Origin of the sequence: Levilactobacillus sp. FUA 3915 (genome assembly GCF_044053135.1) — a bacterium.
Taxonomy (GTDB): Bacteria; Bacillota; Bacilli; order Lactobacillales; family Lactobacillaceae; genus Levilactobacillus; species Levilactobacillus lanxiensis.
In genome coordinates this window covers 568,866-585,730 of sequence record NZ_CP168704.1, presented here as the reverse complement: position 1 = coordinate 585,730, position 16,865 = coordinate 568,866, and the positions used below count along the sequence as shown (strand labels likewise).

14 protein-coding genes are annotated in these 16,865 nt (G+C 50.6%); 9 read left to right on the top strand and 5 right to left on the bottom strand.

Translation table 11 applies throughout. The annotated features are described in order from the left end of the window. Nucleotides 1–228: 228 nt before the first annotated feature. Nucleotides 229–765 (top strand): hypothetical protein, encoded by a 537-nt coding sequence (locus ACEPST_RS03060; protein WP_204121881.1) that lies wholly within the window; start codon nt 229–231, stop codon nt 763–765. A 42-nt stretch (nt 766–807) separates the two neighbouring features. Here ACEPST_RS03060 and ACEPST_RS03055 read toward each other — a convergent pair whose 3' ends face one another. After that, nucleotides 808–1,146, bottom strand: coding sequence for an ArsR/SmtB family transcription factor (locus ACEPST_RS03055; RefSeq protein WP_203642230.1), 339 nt, complete (start codon nt 1,144–1,146; stop codon nt 808–810). Nucleotides 1,147–1,220: 74 nt separating this feature from the next. On the opposite strand from ACEPST_RS03055, the gene ACEPST_RS03050 reads away from it, so the two are divergent. Beyond that, nucleotides 1,221–1,820 (top strand): cadmium resistance transporter, encoded by a 600-nt coding sequence (locus ACEPST_RS03050; protein WP_239064539.1) that lies wholly within the window; start codon nt 1,221–1,223, stop codon nt 1,818–1,820. A gap of 82 nt (nt 1,821–1,902) precedes the next feature. On the opposite strand, the gene ACEPST_RS03045 is transcribed toward ACEPST_RS03050, so the two are convergent. Next, a complete protein-coding gene (locus ACEPST_RS03045) occupies nt 1,903–2,916 on the bottom strand; it encodes a YeiH family protein (protein ID WP_204121903.1) in 1,014 nt (337 codons plus the stop codon). Between the two features lie 415 nt (nt 2,917–3,331). Here ACEPST_RS03045 and ACEPST_RS03040 point away from each other — a divergent pair, with 415 nt between their 5' ends. The 5 genes from ACEPST_RS03040 (at nt 3,332) to ACEPST_RS03020 (ending at nt 10,259) form a co-directional block, all read left to right on the top strand. Beyond that, nucleotides 3,332–4,222 carry a LysR family transcriptional regulator gene (locus ACEPST_RS03040; RefSeq protein WP_204121882.1) on the top strand — a complete coding sequence of 297 codons (891 nt, stop codon included), beginning with the start codon at nt 3,332–3,334 and terminating at the stop codon, nt 4,220–4,222. A 454-nt stretch (nt 4,223–4,676) separates the two neighbouring features. Next, nucleotides 4,677–5,876 (top strand): MFS transporter, encoded by a 1,200-nt coding sequence (locus ACEPST_RS03035; protein ID WP_204121883.1) that lies wholly within the window; start codon nt 4,677–4,679, stop codon nt 5,874–5,876. An 842-nt stretch (nt 5,877–6,718) separates the two neighbouring features. Continuing rightward, nucleotides 6,719–7,594 (top strand): AraC family transcriptional regulator, encoded by an 876-nt coding sequence (locus ACEPST_RS03030; protein ID WP_395425078.1) that lies wholly within the window; start codon nt 6,719–6,721, stop codon nt 7,592–7,594. A 499-nt stretch (nt 7,595–8,093) separates the two neighbouring features. Then, nucleotides 8,094–9,725, top strand: coding sequence for an ABC-F family ATP-binding cassette domain-containing protein (locus ACEPST_RS03025; RefSeq protein WP_204121885.1), 1,632 nt, complete (start codon nt 8,094–8,096; stop codon nt 9,723–9,725). Nucleotides 9,726–9,977: 252 nt separating this feature from the next. Further along, nucleotides 9,978–10,259 (top strand): type II toxin-antitoxin system RelB/DinJ family antitoxin, encoded by a 282-nt coding sequence (locus ACEPST_RS03020; RefSeq protein ID WP_203647010.1) that lies wholly within the window; start codon nt 9,978–9,980, stop codon nt 10,257–10,259. Nucleotides 10,260–10,592: 333 nt separating this feature from the next. On the opposite strand, the gene ACEPST_RS03015 is transcribed toward ACEPST_RS03020, so the two are convergent. Together ACEPST_RS03015 and ACEPST_RS03010 are read right to left on the bottom strand one after the other, a co-directional pair. Further along, nucleotides 10,593–11,537: a DMT family transporter gene (locus ACEPST_RS03015; RefSeq protein WP_204121886.1), complete on the bottom strand. Its 945-nt coding sequence runs from the start codon at nt 11,535–11,537 to the stop codon at nt 10,593–10,595. A gap of 127 nt (nt 11,538–11,664) precedes the next feature. Further along, complete coding sequence (locus ACEPST_RS03010) at nt 11,665–12,606, bottom strand: nucleoside hydrolase (RefSeq protein WP_203647006.1); 942 nt, start codon at nt 12,604–12,606, stop codon at nt 11,665–11,667. A gap of 185 nt (nt 12,607–12,791) precedes the next feature. Between ACEPST_RS03010 and ACEPST_RS03005 the strand changes: the two genes are divergently transcribed. Continuing rightward, on the top strand, nt 12,792–13,010 hold the full coding sequence (locus ACEPST_RS03005) for a hypothetical protein (RefSeq protein ID WP_204121887.1): 219 nt from the start codon (nt 12,792–12,794) through the stop codon (nt 13,008–13,010). A 108-nt stretch (nt 13,011–13,118) separates the two neighbouring features. Here the strand turns inward: ACEPST_RS03005 and ACEPST_RS03000 are convergent, their stop codons facing one another. Continuing rightward, nucleotides 13,119–14,834 (bottom strand): aryl-sulfate sulfotransferase, encoded by a 1,716-nt coding sequence (locus ACEPST_RS03000; protein WP_204121888.1) that lies wholly within the window; start codon nt 14,832–14,834, stop codon nt 13,119–13,121. 589 nt (nt 14,835–15,423) lie between these two features. Between ACEPST_RS03000 and ACEPST_RS02995 the strand changes: the two genes are divergently transcribed. Then, a complete protein-coding gene (locus ACEPST_RS02995; protein ID WP_204121889.1) occupies nt 15,424–16,152 on the top strand; it encodes a DUF975 family protein in 729 nt (242 codons plus the stop codon). Nucleotides 16,153–16,865 lie beyond the last annotated feature (713 nt).

Below are 16,865 nucleotides of genomic sequence, written 5' to 3'. Positions count from 1 at the left end.
TGCTTAATGGTGTTAAGCGGAACCAGTTGCCCGGTAGTAGCACGTTTCAGAAGCCGCAAGTTTCCGGATATATTGGTGAGAGCAAGATTAACGGGTTCAGACAGCGTAATCAGCAACAGACAAGTTACTCGTCAGCTAAAAACAAAAGTCCTCCTAAATAATATTGAATACGAATAATACTTGGCGGATAATATACGCCGTAGTAAACAAATATTTGGAGGAGATTTCATGAAGTTGAAACGACGTGGTATTTTAGTGGTTCTGGTTTTATCGATGATATTCGGGGTAGGAATGATGACGAGTTCATCGAATCAGGTGGCGTTTGCTAAGACGCGAAGAACAATGAAGACCTTTCCTAAGCGCATTCGGGGGACTTGGTATAGTTATCAAGATCATAAAATGTATCGGACTAAAATTACAGCTAAAAAGATTGTTGGAGATGGTTATGTAAATCGCGTGCACTCGCGAAAAGAAAACTACAGTGTAAAGGTTGGTACGAAGAGAAAACATCCGACCTGGGTTATTGCCAGAATGGCGACGCTTACTAACAAAGAGCGTTGGGTCAATACTTTGGGATGGTATCAAACAGCGGGGGCTGGTAGTTCCTATCGGAAAACAGTCCATAAATTAGGTGGTCACAAACACGCTGTTTTGCAGACAGCTACTGGCGCTGGATATTGGACATTTAGTCATGGCTATCATAGTAAGCATTTGGCCAAGAAATATGGCAATCATTACTTCAAAGGCGAACGTAAAAACCAATAATCGCAAACAAAAAACCGTTTGGAACGTCCATTCCAAACGGTTTTAATGTCCATGTGTTTTCCCGCGCAACACGTGATCCACGTGCGCTAGGGTTTCGTTAACGATATCTAAAATATGCGGGTCATCGAGTTGGTAAAAACTCTGTTTGCCCACGCGACGTGAGGACACTAACTGTTCCTTTTTGAGCATGGCCAACTGGTGGGAGACCACGGATTGTTCCGCTGCCAGCAAGGTACTGAGCTCACTGACGTTGAGTTCCCGTTGTTCCAGTAAGTAGAGAATTTGCAGGCGCGTCGTATTGCTTAATAATTTAAAAATATCCTGAGACGCACCCAGCGCGGGCTCTGTAATTAAATGCACGTTTTCGGTAATATCCGACATGAAAAAGCTTGCTCCTTTCATATGAACGTGATAACATATGTCATAGATAACATATGTAAGGGGAGGGGTTCATGATGAAGACGATTTTAACCGGGGTGACGGCGTACATCTCCACCGGGTTAGACTACTTAATTATTCTAATGGTAATCTTCGGCCGCGTAAAGCACCAAGACCGCTGGCTGGTCCTAATCGGGGATTTTTTAGGGACCATTGTGCTGGTGGGGAGCTCGTTAGCCATTGCGTTTTTCCTGGGTTTCGTGCCCGCACCGTGGCTACTGGGGTTTCTGGGATTGATCCCAATTTTCTTGGGAATCAAGCTCTGGGTGGCCGGGGATGACGATGATACCGACGCCATTGCGGCGAAGGTGGCTGATCCGAAACGCCTGATTGGCAGTGTCGCGTTGATTACCATGGCAACCTGTGGGGCGGATAACGTGGGCATTTATGTGCCACTCTTTACCACGGTTGCGCCAGCCACGATACCATTAATTTTACTGACGTTTGCGGTGATGGTCGTGATTTTCTGGGAAATTGGGTACCGGCTGGCTTGTCTGCCCAAGGTAGCGGAGGTTTTGGAAAAGGAAGGGCGCTACATTACGATTGCCGTGTACATCCTAATCGGGCTGTACATCCTATGGGACAGTGGGACGTTCCAGCATTTGTTAGCCCTGTGATAGCGGAACAGCCCTCACGAAAAAAGCGACACCCGCAATTTAGTGGGCGTCGCTTTAATTGTGTTGTCGGTTAAAAGAGTGACTAGAAGAATAATTTGCTGGCAATCGTCACACCGGTTAAGAGGACGACAGATGATAGTGTGGCTGCGAGAAAGGCGTTACCCCCGCGCTGGAAAATGACGCGGAAGTTGACGCTCATGCCAAGGGCAGCCATCGCCATGCCCAAGAAGATGTAGGCCAATTTGACCAAGGCAGCTAACGTAGCGGCACCCAATGGAATCCAGGTACCGATGACGCTGGTCAACAGGAAGCCAGCCATGAACCAAGGAATTGGCAGTTTGGTGGGGCCGTCATTGGTCGTGGTGCCGGCCGTTTGTTTCTGGTACCACCAGCCAATAATGAGGGCAGCCGGTGCCAGCAACAGAACTCGCGATAATTTGGTAATGATGGCCGTATCCAGACTGACCGGACCGCCCGCGCTCCCAGCCGCAACGGCATGGGCGATTTCGTGCAGGGAACCCCCGGTCATAACCCCAAATTGGACGGCGGTCAGGTGGAGCAGGGGCTTCAACCCGATTTCAATCAGCGTAAAGACCGTTCCTAAAATAGCGACGATGGCCACGGCCAGCACTTCATTTTCGCGTTGCCGTTCGGCCTTGTCCGGACTCACCTTGATCTGCGGTGACACGCCCATCACCGCGGCGGCCCCACAGATGCTGGTCCCGGTAGCGGTGAGAATCGCCAATTCCCGGTCAACGCCGAGCTTACGGCTGAGGTTGTAGGTCAGAAGCACCATCCCGGTGACCACGACGGCGGCCAGGGTAATCGTCTTGACACCGGCTTGGGCGAGTTGAATCAGGTTCAATTTGAACCCTAAGAGAATAATCCCTAAACGCAGAAATTTATTACTGATGAAACCAATGCCGGCGCGATTGGCGTTGACGGCGCGCGGTGCCAGTTGGAGCGCCATGCCCAGCAGGAGGGCAATGACCAGGGCGCCGACTAGGTTCAGGTAAGGCAGTTGAGCCAGCTCACTGCCGGCGACGGCGCAGATTAGTGTCAGGCCAGCGGCACCCCAGAAGCTGCGCGTTGCCATAGTTGCTCGAATATCCAAATGAAACTCCTCCTCAAATATGTTTTGCAAGTGTGCGTTCCCGACGGCGGATTCAAGGTGCCCTGCTGTGGGGGACGCTTACGGTCTAAGAGGCGGTCCTCCAGCTCGCCTTGGAGCCTGGAAAAACACCAGTCTCCAAGGTCGCCCCATGGTCTAAGCTGAGAAAAATCACTCAGCTAAGGCCATCGACACAGCTGGTCACCTTGATCCGCCTCTGGTCACTCACGGTTGCCAATTATTTAGCTATCGTTCATGCAATCCTATCGCTGGTTTCAGCTGGATTGTCGTTCTTATTAAGCAAGTAATAGTTTACTGGAAACTCGTTATAAGATAAAATTGGGATATTTAATAACACTATAAATTCGGCTTATAATAAAGCTAATTTGGAGGTGTCCCAATGTTAGATAATCGTTATCAAACGTTGCTGGTCCTGGTGCAGACCAAATCGTATACGCAAACGGCCCGGCAGTTGTTTATTACGCAGCCGGCCGTGTCGCAACAGATCAAGAGCTTGGAGACGGAACTAAAGGTGGAGTTGGTGCACTACGAGCGGCCGCATTTAACCATTACGCCGGCGGGACAAGAGCTGGCTGCCTTTGTGCAGCGGGTTCAGGTGCAGGCGGGAAAGGTCGTTGCCAGCCTCCAGCATCCGCAGGTTCAACGGCAACTGACCTTTAGCACAACCCTTTCGCTGAGTGAATTTCTCGCGCCGCAATTGATTCGGTTGCTACAAGACCAGGCGGACTACCGGCAAGTGACCTGTCAGGTAACCAATACCCAGGCGGCATTGACGGCCATCGATGAGGGAACCAGCGACTTTGCCTTAATTGAAGGAAACTTTGACAAGACCCGTTACGACTATCAAATTGTTCGGGAGGAACCCTTCGTTGGCGTCATCGCCGCAGATCAACCGGTCGCCCAGCAGTCAGCCGTGAGCTGGCACGACCTCACGGCATATCCCTTGTTGGTCCGGGAAGAGGGGTCTGGTAGCCGGGAAATTTTGGTCAGTCTGGCTCAGGCGGCCAATGTCACATTAGCTGAATTCAGTCAGTTGATCACCGTCAATAATCCAGCGGCCATTCGGCAATTGTTGTTACGGGGCGCAGGTATCAGTTTCGTCTACCGCTCGGTCGTGGCTGACGAGTTGGCCAGTGGACAGCTGAAGGTCCTGCCTTTACCGGCCGGCCACTTGTTACACGACTTGGACGTGGTCTACGCTCGCGACAGCGTCTTTGCAGCAAATTACCAACGCTGGGCCAGGGCACTGGGTAATGGAACGGCTAGATAACTTAGAAAAATCTAATTTTTTCTGAATGATAAGTGAATAGACACGACTTTGTCTCGTACGCTGACTACCAATAGACCGGGACAACTGCACTCTGAAATACATCATAAGAGTGGCTAGAGAAACGGTGGCAATCGACTACTGGGGCTAAATCAATGTTAGCCGGGAGGGTGGTGAAAATGAGTTCAGCCGTGGGATTTGCTGGGCAGAGCCTAGCAAATGGCGACTTTGAGACTCGACTTTTGAGGCTCAAAGCGAGTTCAGAGACCGTACTTTGGCTCTGGACGTCCTGCCCACCGCGTTCCAATCTCATTTTCACCACCCGGTAGGCGCTGCAAACATTAATAAAATAAAGGTTGCACCCGTTATTCTTTGAGCGTAAGATTAGACAACTGTCATTAAATATTGTTATTATTATAATATTGTTGTCAAAATCTCAGAGAAGGGGTGAGCCACCGTGACGAAAAAAACGAAACGGGCCATTTTTATCTTAATCTTTAGTGAATTTTTAGTGTGTTTAGGAATCAGTTTGATCATACCGGTCATGCCATTCTTGAAGACCGAGCTGCATTTAACCGCAACCGACATGGGGATTATGAATGCTCTGTTTGCCTTCGCCCAGTTCGTGGCGTCACCCTTGATTGGACGACTATCCGACAAAATTGGGCGGAAGCCAGTCCTGACGGCGGGCCTGATTTTATTCATGGTCTCCGAAGTCCTGTTTGCCCTGACCAACTACCTGTGGGTCTTCGACATTTCCCGGCTGATTGGGGGGCTGTCCGCCGCGATGGTTGTGCCAACCGCCATGGCGTTAGCGTCCGACATTACCACGAAACGGCAACGGGCCAAGGTTATCGGCTGGCTGTCGGCGGCCTTTAGTGGGGGTCTGATCTTGGGCCCTGGTATCGGGGGGATTCTAGCCGGTATCAGCTACAAGACGCCGTTCTGGGTGGCCGGTGCGTTAGGCCTGATTAGTGCCATCGTCTTGATTAGCCTCTTACCAAGTGACGTCGAAACTAACCGCGTCGTTGAAGAACCAGCGGTGGATGCGCAGCCTTCCGCTCACCCCATGACCCGGGCGTTTTGGACGGTGCCCATCATCATCTTATTTACGATGATTCTGGTCTCCTCCTTTGGCCTGCAAGGGTTTGAAAGCATCTACAGTATCTACGTGAACGAAGTATTTAACTTTAGTTTGAGCAACATTGCGTTGGTCTTGACGTTAAACGGACTGATTTCCCTGTTCCTGCAGGTGGCCATGTTTGACACGCTTGTTAGCAAATTTGGTGAGCGTCGGGTCATCCGGATGTGCTTCTTCTTGGCAGCCATCTGTACGATTTGGATCACGCAGGCGCACACGAAGATTGAAGTCATGATTGCCACGCTGGTCATCTTCTCAGCGTTCGACCTCTTGCGGCCAGCGATTACCACGCTGCTGACGAAGGCTAGTGAGTCCGACCAAGGTCTGATCAATGGGCTGAACATGTCTCTGACCAGTATCGGGAACATCGTTGGGCCAATCATGTCGGGGATGCTCCTCGACTGGAACACCCACGTGCCATACCTGGTTGTGGCTGGTTTCCTGATTGTGTCCTACCTGATGGCGTTCTTACTGAAGCGACCAGAGAGTTTGCGACCGAACCAATCAACAGAATAGATATAGTAAAGGTCAATCCGATTGGGGATTGACCTTTTTTGAATGACGTATTTAACAAATATGCTTAGGGCAGATGGGAAGTCATAATTATAAGTTGTCAGAATTTTTACAGCTAGTGATAATTGGTGCGCAATGTTAGTGACCAGAGGTGGGCCAAGATGACCAGCTGTGTCGGTGGTCTTAGCTGAGTGAACTTCTCAGTTTAGAGCACGGGACGACCTGGAAGACTGGTGGTGTTCCAGGCTTTCAGGCGAGGTGGAAGCCCGTTTCTCAGGCTGGAGCCGCTCCCCACAGCAGGGCATCTTGAGCCCACCGTCGGGAACGGCAAAATGACACTGATTTTCGCTAGTCCAAAACGAAAAAAGTCACGCCCCCCAAGGCGCGACTTTACTGTTTCCCCCAAAGACTCCGATGGCCAATACCTATCCTGTTGGTGATTTTCTCGGTCGTTTCCCCCCAGAGACGACTGGGAAAATCAGACGAACACGTTGGAAGTGTTGCCGGTTCGGCCGTTGCCCCCACAACGACGGAACTTTGCGGTCTGATTTTCTAAAGGAGAATGATTTGGTTACGGCCCAAATCATTCCAGGTGGGTGGACGGTCGGTTAGGTATTTCCCCTTAAATACTAAACCGATAATCATCGAATCTGGTCAATGGTCAGATACAAGACTTTTTAACGCCCATCCGGATGTTACAAGTTCATTATATCGGGGGGAACACAAATCTATAATCCCGTAATCTGATGATTGGATTACTAAATTTAACCTTATTCTCATCGGACGTGTTATGCTTGTAGCTAAAGAGTGAGTTAAATTGGTATATCTCAGCCGAAAGGACAGAAATGGGGGTATCTGGAATGCCACGGCCGTATCATGAACGTTTAGATTTTACTACTGTCTTGCCACTGCGGGTTATTTCACACGGGACTGGTGGACCAAAAATGGTTTTGCCACACTGGCACCAAGCCGTTGAATTGGCCTATGCCTATCGGGGGCACCCGGGCACCGTACATATCGGGAGCTCATCGTATGAATTGACCGAGGAACACCTGTACGTGGTCAATTCTGAAGTTGTCCACAGTTATGAAACTTTCTTAGACGAGGATAATCAAATCATCACGTTGCTGTTGCCGCAAGCATGGCTACGGAACGTGGTGGCCAATGAGCAGCTGCCGATTTGGGGGCCACTAGACTTAGACCTGCGTGCCGATCCGTACCAGGAGCTGGCGCGGTCGGTGCACACCTTGGCGACCAACGCCGTGATGGAACCGGATGAGCGCGCAGATTATTTAGCCAGCTTAGGTGCGGAATATCAATTGGTGGGTCAGTTGTTAAAACACTTGACGGTTAATGGCCAAGTCAATAGCGACCAGCTGCCGTTACCAGATCCCTTACGCCAAGCCGTTACCGAGATTCAGAACAACTATGGTGAGGCGGTTTCGATTGCCAAAATGGCCGAACAACTGAACTACTCCAGCGTTTATTTTTCCCGCTATTTCAAGGAATACATGGGCGTTTCACCTAAGGTCTACCTGGGGCAGATTCGGTTGGAGCGGGCCACCCAGCTCCTAATGACCTCGCAGGAATCCATCCAAAGTATCGCCATGAAGACCGGTTTCCGCACGGAGAAAAACTTCTTCGTCACCTTCAAGCAACGCTACCAAATGACGCCCAAGACTTACCGTGAAAAGTATGCGGCGGAGCAGTCTTGGTCGTAGGTGGAATTTTTGAAATGGAAAATTCAGGTGATTACGTTAAGTAAAAATATCATGAACAGTGCGTAATCTTTATGCAATTGGTGAGCAGAATTTGTAGTGGACGTTCCGTAGTTAACGTAAACTCACGTGGACAATGTGAGTGACCAGAGGCGGATCAAGATGACCAGCTGTGTCAGTGGTCTTAACTGAGGGGGCTTCTCAGTTTAGAGCACGGGACGGTCTTGGAAACTCGCGAACCTTAGCGAGGTTTCAAGCCGAGGTGGAAGCCCGTTCCTTAGGCTGGAGCCGTTCCCCACAGCAGGGCATCTTGAATCCGCCGCCGGGAACGGACTCGTCCATCGCATTCGGGTTTATGTTCAAGAACCCAGCGGATACGTTGCTTGTCAGTAAGATTTATGGTAAACTACGCTAACATGTCATAACGAATATAAGTCGAAGCCAACGTCGCCGTTAACCAGACACGTTGGTTTTTTACACGCAAATACAGGAGGTATCGTTCATGTTAACCGTCAATAATGTCAGTATGCAGTTCTCCGACCGGAAGCTCTACGACGATGTTAATCTTAAGTTCACCCCAGGAAACTGCTACGGGGTCATTGGCGCTAACGGCGCTGGGAAGTCCACGTTCCTGAAAATCATCGAAGGCAAATTAAAGCCAACTAGTGGGAACGTTTCAATGGGACCAAACGAGCGGATGTCCAGCTTGAACCAAGATCACTTTGCTTTTGAAGATAACTTGGTCATGGACACGGTCATTCAAGGCCACAAGAAACTTTACGATATCATGGTAGAAAAGAACGCCATTTACATGAAACCAGATTTTAGCGACGCAGATGGGATTCGGGCCGCTGAACTGGAAGGTGAATTTGGTGAAATGGGTGGTTGGGAAGCTGAAGCCGAAGCGAGCCAAATGCTACAAGCTTTAGGTATCGACGAATCACTCCACCAAGTGCCGATGAGTGAACTGACCGAACCCCAAAAGGTGAAAGTCCTGTTGGGCCAAGCCTTGTTCGGTCACCCCGACGTGTTACTGTTGGACGAACCGACCAACGGGTTGGATGTTCAATCGATCAGTTGGCTGGAAAACTTCCTGGCTGACTACGAAAACACCGTCATCGTCGTTTCTCATGACCGGCATTTCTTGAACCAGGTCTGCACGAACATGTGTGACGTGGACTTTGGGAAGATTACGCTGTTCGTTGGGAACTATGACTTCTGGATGGAATCTAGCGAATTGGCCGCCCAATTGAAGGCCAACGCCAACGCTAAGAAGGCCGACCAGATCAAGCAGCTGCAAGAATTCGTGGCCCGGTTTAGTGCCAACGCCTCGAAGTCTAAGCAGGCAACGTCGCGGAAGAAGCAATTGGAAAAAATCACGCTGGATGACATCAAGCCATCCTCACGGAAGTACCCCTTCATCAAGTTCAATCCAGAACGCGAATTGGGGAACGACTTAGTGCGCCTGGAACATGTGTCCAAGGCCATTGACGGCGTGACGATTTTAGACGACGTGAGCTTCACGTTGCGGCCAGGTGAGAAGACCGCCTTTATCAGCCGGAATGACGTGACGACCACGACGTTGATGCAAATCGTTGCCGGCGAGTTGGAACCAGACAGCGGTAACGTGGTCTGGGGTCAAACGACCAGCACGACTTACCTGCCTAAGAACGTGAACGACTACTTTGCCGAAAACCAAATGTCGGTGATCGACTGGTTACGTCAGTTCGCTTCCAAGGAAGAAAGCGACAACACCTTCCTCCGTGGGTTCTTAGGGAAAATGCTGTTCTCTGGCGACGACGTGAACCGTGAAGTTGACGTGATGTCCGGGGGCGAAAAGGTGCGGGCCATGCTTTCCAAGATGATGTTGAGCAAGGCCAACGTGCTGTTGCTGGATGATCCAACCAACCATTTGGACTTGGAATCCATCACCGCGTTGAACGATAGTCTGGTTGGGTTCAGTGGCAGTATCCTGTTCACTTCCCATGACCACGAGTTCATTCAAACGATTGCCAACCGAATCATTGAGGTGTCACCAAAGGGCATCGTTGACCGGGCCGACACGACTTATGATGAGTTCTTGGGCCACAAGCAGGTTCAGGACCAAGTTGCTAAGCTGTACGACGAAAAATAAATTTATTTAAAATGAAGGACGCTAACACATGTGCTTGCCGCTGAAGGTAAGGGGATGGGTTAGCGTCCTTTTTGTTATTCATGCGAAAAAAACTGGCAGGTGGTCAAGAGGTTAGGGGGATTTTACCGGCTAATCATTTAGCGTCTTAATGGCGATAGGGCCTAAAACGATAACCATTGTCTGACCCTATAAGTGCATGTTACCTTGGGGTCGTAGGTGGCGGTTAGACGTAAACGATAAAGGAGCGTAATCATGACAAAATTAAATGAACCCACACAACCAGAACACCTTGACTTGACGTTAGACCCGCAGCTGAAGCGGGATGCGGCGGCAGTTTATCAACAGTACGGGATGAGCCTGACGACGGCCATTCACCTGTTCTTACAGCAATCGGTCACGGACCACGACTTGCCCTTCGACTTGGAGCTCACCAAGGATCAACTACAGTCGGAACTTGCGCGGGAAAAGGCCACCGGCGATACGCAATCGTTGGCGGCCGTGGAGGCGTTGTGGCAGGATTGGAAAGATTTGTAGACTAGGAGGCAGGTATCATTAGTCTCAAAAGATTTAAACTAGCGTTAAGTCCACTTCGAAAAACTAAACAATTATTGATCTATCGTCAGGGCATTCAGATTCATTTATCCAATCAGAAGTTCGCCTCATTTTTGACTTCCACGGAAGCCCTGGCTGCCAAGCGAGCGGCAGAGACGGGCAAGCTTAAATCATTTGAGTCGCTTGAAGAACTTTGGCAGGATTTGAACAACTGATAGTATGTTCGAAAGTGAACGTGGTTAGCACTAAGGAAGTCATTAAAAACAGGTAGCGCCCGGATTAATCCGAGCGCTACCTGTTTTTTGACGTTATTATTTAGAACAATCGGATCAAAACGACCCCGCCAATGAGAATCAACAGGCCGAGTAACTGGACGGCCACGACGGGCTTGCGTTTGGCCCCTAGCAGGCCAAACTGATCGACCAACAAGCCACCGGCAATCTGGCCGAGTAGGGCGAAGACCACCGTTTGGCCGGTCCCGATGATGGGAGCCAGGTAGGCATTTCCCAGGACAAAGATACCGCCCATGGCCCCGCCAATCCAGATCCACCAAGGCTTACCGTGACCGGTGGCCCGTTTGATCTCCCGGAAGCCGTGATTGACGACCAGGACAATGAAGAAGAGGCAGAGGGCCCCCACTAGAAATGAGATGAAGGCGGCGTGGAGGGCCGAGTTCAAAGCCAACCCCAGCCGGCCGTTGATGGTCGTCTGCATCGCCCCCAACGCCCCGGTACAGATACCTAGTAGTCGCCAGGGCCACGGGTTACCAGCGCTAGCAGCAGCATCGGACTGACCATTAGCTCGGCGCCGAAGAATGTCTGGCAGAGCGACGGTGATAACGATACCAGCCAGCGCTAGCAGCAAGCCCGCGGCTCTTACCCAAGTCAAAGGTTGCTGCGCAGAGTTGAACCAGCCAAAGTCATCAATGATGGAGCCCATGAAGACTTGGCCCAGAATCGGCATGATAGCCGTTTGAACGCCACCGATGTGGGGGAAGAGGAGAATGTTGGTCGTTAAAAAGATAACGCCCAAGAGACCGCCAATCCAAATCCACCAAGGTTGCGTGGCGAAGATATTTCCAGAGACGCCTAAAGATTCGTGGCTAGCCAGCATCACCACGGCCAAGAAGAGCGTACCAATGGTAAAGGACACGAAGGAGGCTTGATAGGGTGAGCCAATAAAGCTCCGCAACCGAGAATTTACAGCGCTCTGAAGCGACAGGATGATACCAATGACGATACCGATGGTGATGGGAAGCATAGTTTTTCCTCCTCAAAGACAATTTCATAATAGGTGTGGTCAACCGTGACTTATGTAGAGAGGCGACGCAGCTGAAATTAATGCCGCACAAAAAGGAGTAGCCCGTTGACCACTCCCTTAGTATAGCTTATTTATCGGCTAAAATCGCCAGTTCATCGATTCGTTTGAAGAAGGCGTCGTGGTCCACCGTGGTGACCAACGTGACTGGACGACCCTCTGGGGTTTCAAAGGTCCGGCCGCGGCCTGGGCCTGTGGTGAGGACGTCACTGGTGACCTGCTTAGTCGTGACAATGGCTGGGGATTCGCTGGCAACTGTCGCCAGAACATCCCACAGGAAGTAGGTCGAGTTCGTTTCAAAGTGTTGGAGGGCAGGAACTAAGGCGTAACCTTGGCCAATGAAATCAATGGCCGGGTGTTGCCGTTGTAAAGCCCAATTTTGACGGATGGCGGGAGTCAATGGCACTTGGCGGGTACTTTCCAAGCCCACCATTTGAATGGCGATGTCACTATCCCAAACCGTCTTAACGGCTTCCGGATCCCAAAAGGCATTCCACTCGGTCGTACCGTCTTGTTCGGGTTCGGCGACGTTGCCGCGACCGTCAAAGGTCCCACCCATCCAGTAAAGCTTGTCGATTTTGGCCGTGATGCCAGGTTCTAAGATGATGGCACGGGCCAAATCGGTCAAAGGCCCGGTCATGACTAGGGTTGTTTGACCGTCAGTCTGATTAAGTTTGTCAATCAGGTCCAGGTGAGCAGGCTTGGCCGCAACTGGGGTGGTGATGGTTCCCGCTTCATTCAGAATAGGGAGCGCGTCGAGGCTGAAGGCATCTAGCCGCCACTCCTTAGGGAAGGGGTGCACGCCACGTGAATCGGAGGCCGCAACGTCTAGGTGGACACCATGGCCAAACCGGTCGATGATTTTACGACTGGCTGCCAGTGCGGGTTCCAGGTAGGAATCGGCGCCGACAACCCCCACGCCAGTCAGATGAACGTCGGGCATTTGAAGCAGTAACAATAAAGAAACTAAATCGTCGACACTACCGTCATGATTGAAATAAACATTACGCATGGCACAATCGCTCCCTTTTATTACGAACGTTATAATTGATTTGTTCTTCAATAGTTCATATTTTACCGAACCGGTCTGTGAATTGCAAGGGCGTTTCCGAATTAATTTAGCCAGGGTTAAGGAAACTTTCGTATACTTATAAACAGGTTGACGAACAAGTGGTTAATCGAAAGGATGAGTACGGGATGAAATCAGTCCGTCAAGGGCCTAAACATTGGTTAGCACTATTGGTAGCGGGAGTTATTCTCTTTGTCGGTGGTGGCGGAATGGGCTACATGCTGGGCCAACAGCAAGCCAAGTCCGCACAAACAACCCAATTAAAAAATACCCCGAAAGGCATGAAAAATCGGCCGTCTGGTAAGCCTAGCGGTATGCCGGATCAAAGTAGCAGTAGTAGTAATTAACGAACATTAGCGTGATTGTTGCCGGCTTGTCAGTCAGAACCCAACAAAAAATGCGTGCCACCGTCAAAGAATTGACAGGTGGCACGCATTTTTCAGTGTGAGTTTCAGTTATTTCGTTGTAATCTCATGCAAATCAACGGACGCGCTACCCGGATATAGCGCCATGCGTTGCGCGCGGTAGCTCCAGTCGCCGTGTTTGAAATGGGTACGGTTGACGTCGAAGACGATTTGATTCGTCTTGCGGTTGACCTCGACGAACTCGCTGCGTTTCCCGTTGCTGGCATACCCAAAACCAATCAAGGTGTTGTTGCGACCGACAGCGTAACTACTACCGACGATGTTGGTGAAGTTGCGTTGACCCAACGTTTTCCCAAAGCTCCAGGTCTTGGTGACCGTGTGCTCCAGCTGGTTGATCGAAACGATTTCACCGGCCGACCACTTTTTGGATTGCTTGGTCTTCCCGCGGGTAACGGGCACGTTGTTGTCGTAAAATTCGAGGCCAATCGTGTCACCCTTGGTCTGTTGGGGAATGATGTCGACCGCATGTTGGCCACCGTTGTAGCGGTAGTTCTGGGTGGTTGGTTGTAAGAGATACTGTTGATAATGTTTCGGCAGCTTGTCAGGAGCAGCCAGGATCCACTTTAGATTCGTCGTCTTATAGTTAATGGCAAAGATCATATCCTGGTTTCGACCGGAGACGATGAGCTCATCCTTCTTGGCGTCGTAGACCATCGAATTTTGGTGGAACCAGTCAATCTTGCCATCGGGGCGTTTCGTCCCGGTGTACTGGGTGTAGGCCGATTGGGGAAGAATCCGTTTGAGGTCAATGACTTTGACGATTTTGGCCGTCTTGTAATCAATCTCAATCATGGTGTCTTCCACGTACTTGCTACTCCCGTCGTCGACCGTTAACAACAGGTTGTGGTTCGGCAGCTCGATAGCGTCGTGATGAATCACAGTGTTGGTTTCCAGCTTGTTGTGGTCCTGACGCGTTGGAAACTTGCCTTCGAAGTTGTATTGTCGGTAAACGCGGCCGTAGAAGTCGGTTTCACGCAGGGCGTTATATTTATGCTCACTTGCGGAAATCTTGGTCAGAATCAACAAGTGGTTGTTGGCCAGACGTTTGAAAACGTGGGAGATGAGGTTGGTGCTGTACCACCGAATCTTGCCTTGCGCGTCCAGACCATAGGTGATGCCTTGGCTGGAGACGGCAAACGTCAGCCGGTTATTGCCCTTACCCAACGCCATCTTCTTGGGATGGCTGGTCTTCAGCGTGTTCTTGCCGATTTCCTTAGGCGCCTTGCCCGTTTGCATGGTGTACGTGGCGTAGGTCTTTTGGCCGTTTTTCTTGGTAAATGTGAGCGTCACCCGGTTGGTCCGGTTGGCGTAGAGGCCGAGCACCCCAATCGCGTGATTGGTGCGGTACTTGGGCAGGGTTTTCGTCAGCGTGGTCTTCGGCGTATCCCCGTGGACGGTGAGCTTCACCCTCGTGGCGGCCTGGGTCTTAACCAGAATCAGACCGGAAAGGGGGGACGTCTCGTACGGATTGACGATGACCTTCGCGTGGGCAACCCCGGGCGTCAACTGCGCCAGTTGTTGCCGGTAGCCAGCGGTAATCTTGTTGGTCGCCGTGGTGTTTTTCGTCGAAATAGCGGGCCGCAGATTCAGCTTGATCTGGTTGGTCGATAGCACATTTTTCTTGTGGTAGTGCTGGTGAACGAGCAGAACCTTGCGAACGTTGTGTCGTTCGTGGTAGGCCCCAGCGCCACCGATGACAATCAGTGCGAGCACAACGCCCAAACTGATTTTCCAAAACTTCTTCATAATATGCCAAACTCCTTACCTATTTTCCGTGCTAATAACGAACAATTGCTCCTGTTATTTTAGCAATTAATTGCGGCAAAGACAACCGCACCCATAGTAACAAAGATTCCATGTGTGAATTAATGTGCGACCAACGTCAGAAAAATTTGGGTTAGTGGGGGAGTTTTCCTATTGCCTAAACTAAAAATCTTGTATACTAATATTAGCTTCAACGTTAACTGAATAGGGAAACTTTTCGGTTGAACAATGATTAATGGAGAGCGACTGTTGGTCAACAAGTAGTTTGAGGGAGGCTATCAAACTACCAACGTTTTGTTTACTAGGTTAGTGTGAGTGACCAGAGGCGGGTCAAAGTGCCCAGTTGTGTCGGTGACCTTGGCTGAGGGGCTTACTCAGCCTAGATCACGGGACGACCTTTGAGACCGTTTCTCAGGCTCAAAGTCGAGGTGGAAGCCCGTCCTTTGGCTGGAACCGGCCCCACAACAGGGGACTTTGAACCCGCCGGCGGGAACGGACTTTGATCACTAACCTAGGTAAGCAAATTGTTGGACAACGGTTGAGACGGGGCGACTCGTCGGGAGGAGAAAGCATGGACAAACAAGATCGGTTAAACTTTAAGCTGGGGGCCAAGCAACAGGTTACCACCAACTTTAAATTCTATTTGCTATTATCAATTTTATGGTTAGCCCTGCAGTGGATTGGCGGGAGCATGTACGCCCGTGACATGAGCTGGGTAGCGCGTATCAACGAAGAAAACGGGATGGGCCTCAATGGCTTCTTCTCGTTTGCAGGGTTATTCTTCCTCGTTGCCGCCATGTTGCGGATGGGTGCCCGGTTAACCATGATTGATTTGGATCGGGGCAAAGCAACCTTGGATAATCCGATTCAACGCAGTTTTGCGCTGTTCGACAAGGGTCAATATTTCTTAGGCTGGATCTTCATCAGCATTTTAGTCGGGATTTTCACCTTCCTGTGGGCGTTACTGCTGGTATTCCCCGGCATCATCAAGGCCTACGCGTATTCCCAAGCCTTCTACATTTACCGTGACGCGTACGACCGGGGCGAGCAAATGTCGGCGCTCCAAGCGATTACGGCATCACGTCGACTGATGGACGGTAACAAGTCCTTCCTGTTCATCATGGACTTAAGCTACATTCTCTGGTTCTTGCTGGTCTCCATCACGTTCAACATCGCTGGGCTGTTCGTCTACCCGTACTATGATATGGCCCGGGCCAAATTCTACAACCAGCTGGTGGTCCGTCAACAAGACCAACCAGGTGCCACGCAATTTACCGACGATTCTCAATCCGAGGACTAGCTAAGTTGGTTGCTGGTCATACGGGTCGTTGGTGGCGCCTTACCGGGCAAGCCAAATAGACCGTGACGCTGTGGGCGGGCGCCGGAAGCCAAAAGGCGGTCTTCCGGCTTACTTTGAGCCTCGAAGAGCGAGTCTCAAAGATACCAATTCTCTAGTCGGCTTGCGTCGACAAGAGAATTCTCACGGCTGAGTCTATTTGGCCCGCCCTCACGGCTAACGGCAGTGTGACGGGAGCAGCCAGTTTTAGCTGGTCCGCGTCGGTTAGTCTTGGTTGTGGCTGGCGTGACGTCGATTGTATCAAACTGTATGAATGACAAGGAGACTTCTACGGAGGCCTCCTTTTTTGTTGGCATGGTGGAACCCAGTAGTCACGTAAACTCGAAGACACAAGCAAAACCGGCGAGACCGTTACATTGATTTGGCAGGTCCGTTCTTTACGCTGATGTCAGTGAAGCCGGAGACAGCCAGATTCGGATATCCCTGTGTCGATGGTGTTAAACCGGTGGGCTGTCCGGCCTTACGGTATGGGCGATAAGGTAGCATGTGAAAATTTAGTAACTGTATAGATTTGTAGTCGAATCTAAAGAATAGCCAATCCTTTCACTCTGATTTGATAAGTCCTGTCTTTGCGCCAGTGTCAGTGAAGCCGGAGGCAGCCAAGTACGACGCCTGTGTCGGTGGTGTTAGCCGATGGTTCTTCGGCTTACAGCACG

Excerpts from the sequence above, each read along its gene's own strand:
- ACEPST_RS03030 (WP_395425078.1), top strand. The coding sequence starts at position 6,719 with ATGGGGGTATCTGGAATGCCACGGCCGTATCATGAACGTTTAGATTTT.
- ACEPST_RS02995 (WP_204121889.1), top strand. The coding sequence starts at position 15,424 with ATGGACAAACAAGATCGGTTAAACTTTAAGCTGGGGGCCAAGCAACAG.
- ACEPST_RS03010 (WP_203647006.1), bottom strand. The coding sequence starts at position 12,606 with ATGCGTAATGTTTATTTCAATCATGACGGTAGTGTCGACGATTTAGTT.
- ACEPST_RS03055 (WP_203642230.1), bottom strand. The coding sequence starts at position 1,146 with ATGTCGGATATTACCGAAAACGTGCATTTAATTACAGAGCCCGCGCTG.
- ACEPST_RS03005 (WP_204121887.1), top strand. The coding sequence starts at position 12,792 with ATGAAATCAGTCCGTCAAGGGCCTAAACATTGGTTAGCACTATTGGTA.
- ACEPST_RS03060 (WP_204121881.1), top strand. The coding sequence starts at position 229 with ATGAAGTTGAAACGACGTGGTATTTTAGTGGTTCTGGTTTTATCGATG.
- ACEPST_RS03020 (WP_203647010.1), top strand. The coding sequence starts at position 9,978 with ATGACAAAATTAAATGAACCCACACAACCAGAACACCTTGACTTGACG.
- ACEPST_RS03025 (WP_204121885.1), top strand. The coding sequence starts at position 8,094 with ATGTTAACCGTCAATAATGTCAGTATGCAGTTCTCCGACCGGAAGCTC.
- ACEPST_RS03045 (WP_204121903.1), bottom strand. The coding sequence starts at position 2,916 with ATGGCAACGCGCAGCTTCTGGGGTGCCGCTGGCCTGACACTAATCTGC.
- ACEPST_RS03040 (WP_204121882.1), top strand. The coding sequence starts at position 3,332 with ATGTTAGATAATCGTTATCAAACGTTGCTGGTCCTGGTGCAGACCAAA.
- ACEPST_RS03050 (WP_239064539.1), top strand. The coding sequence starts at position 1,221 with ATGAAGACGATTTTAACCGGGGTGACGGCGTACATCTCCACCGGGTTA.
- ACEPST_RS03000 (WP_204121888.1), bottom strand. The coding sequence starts at position 14,834 with ATGAAGAAGTTTTGGAAAATCAGTTTGGGCGTTGTGCTCGCACTGATT.
- ACEPST_RS03015 (WP_204121886.1), bottom strand. The coding sequence starts at position 11,537 with ATGCTTCCCATCACCATCGGTATCGTCATTGGTATCATCCTGTCGCTT.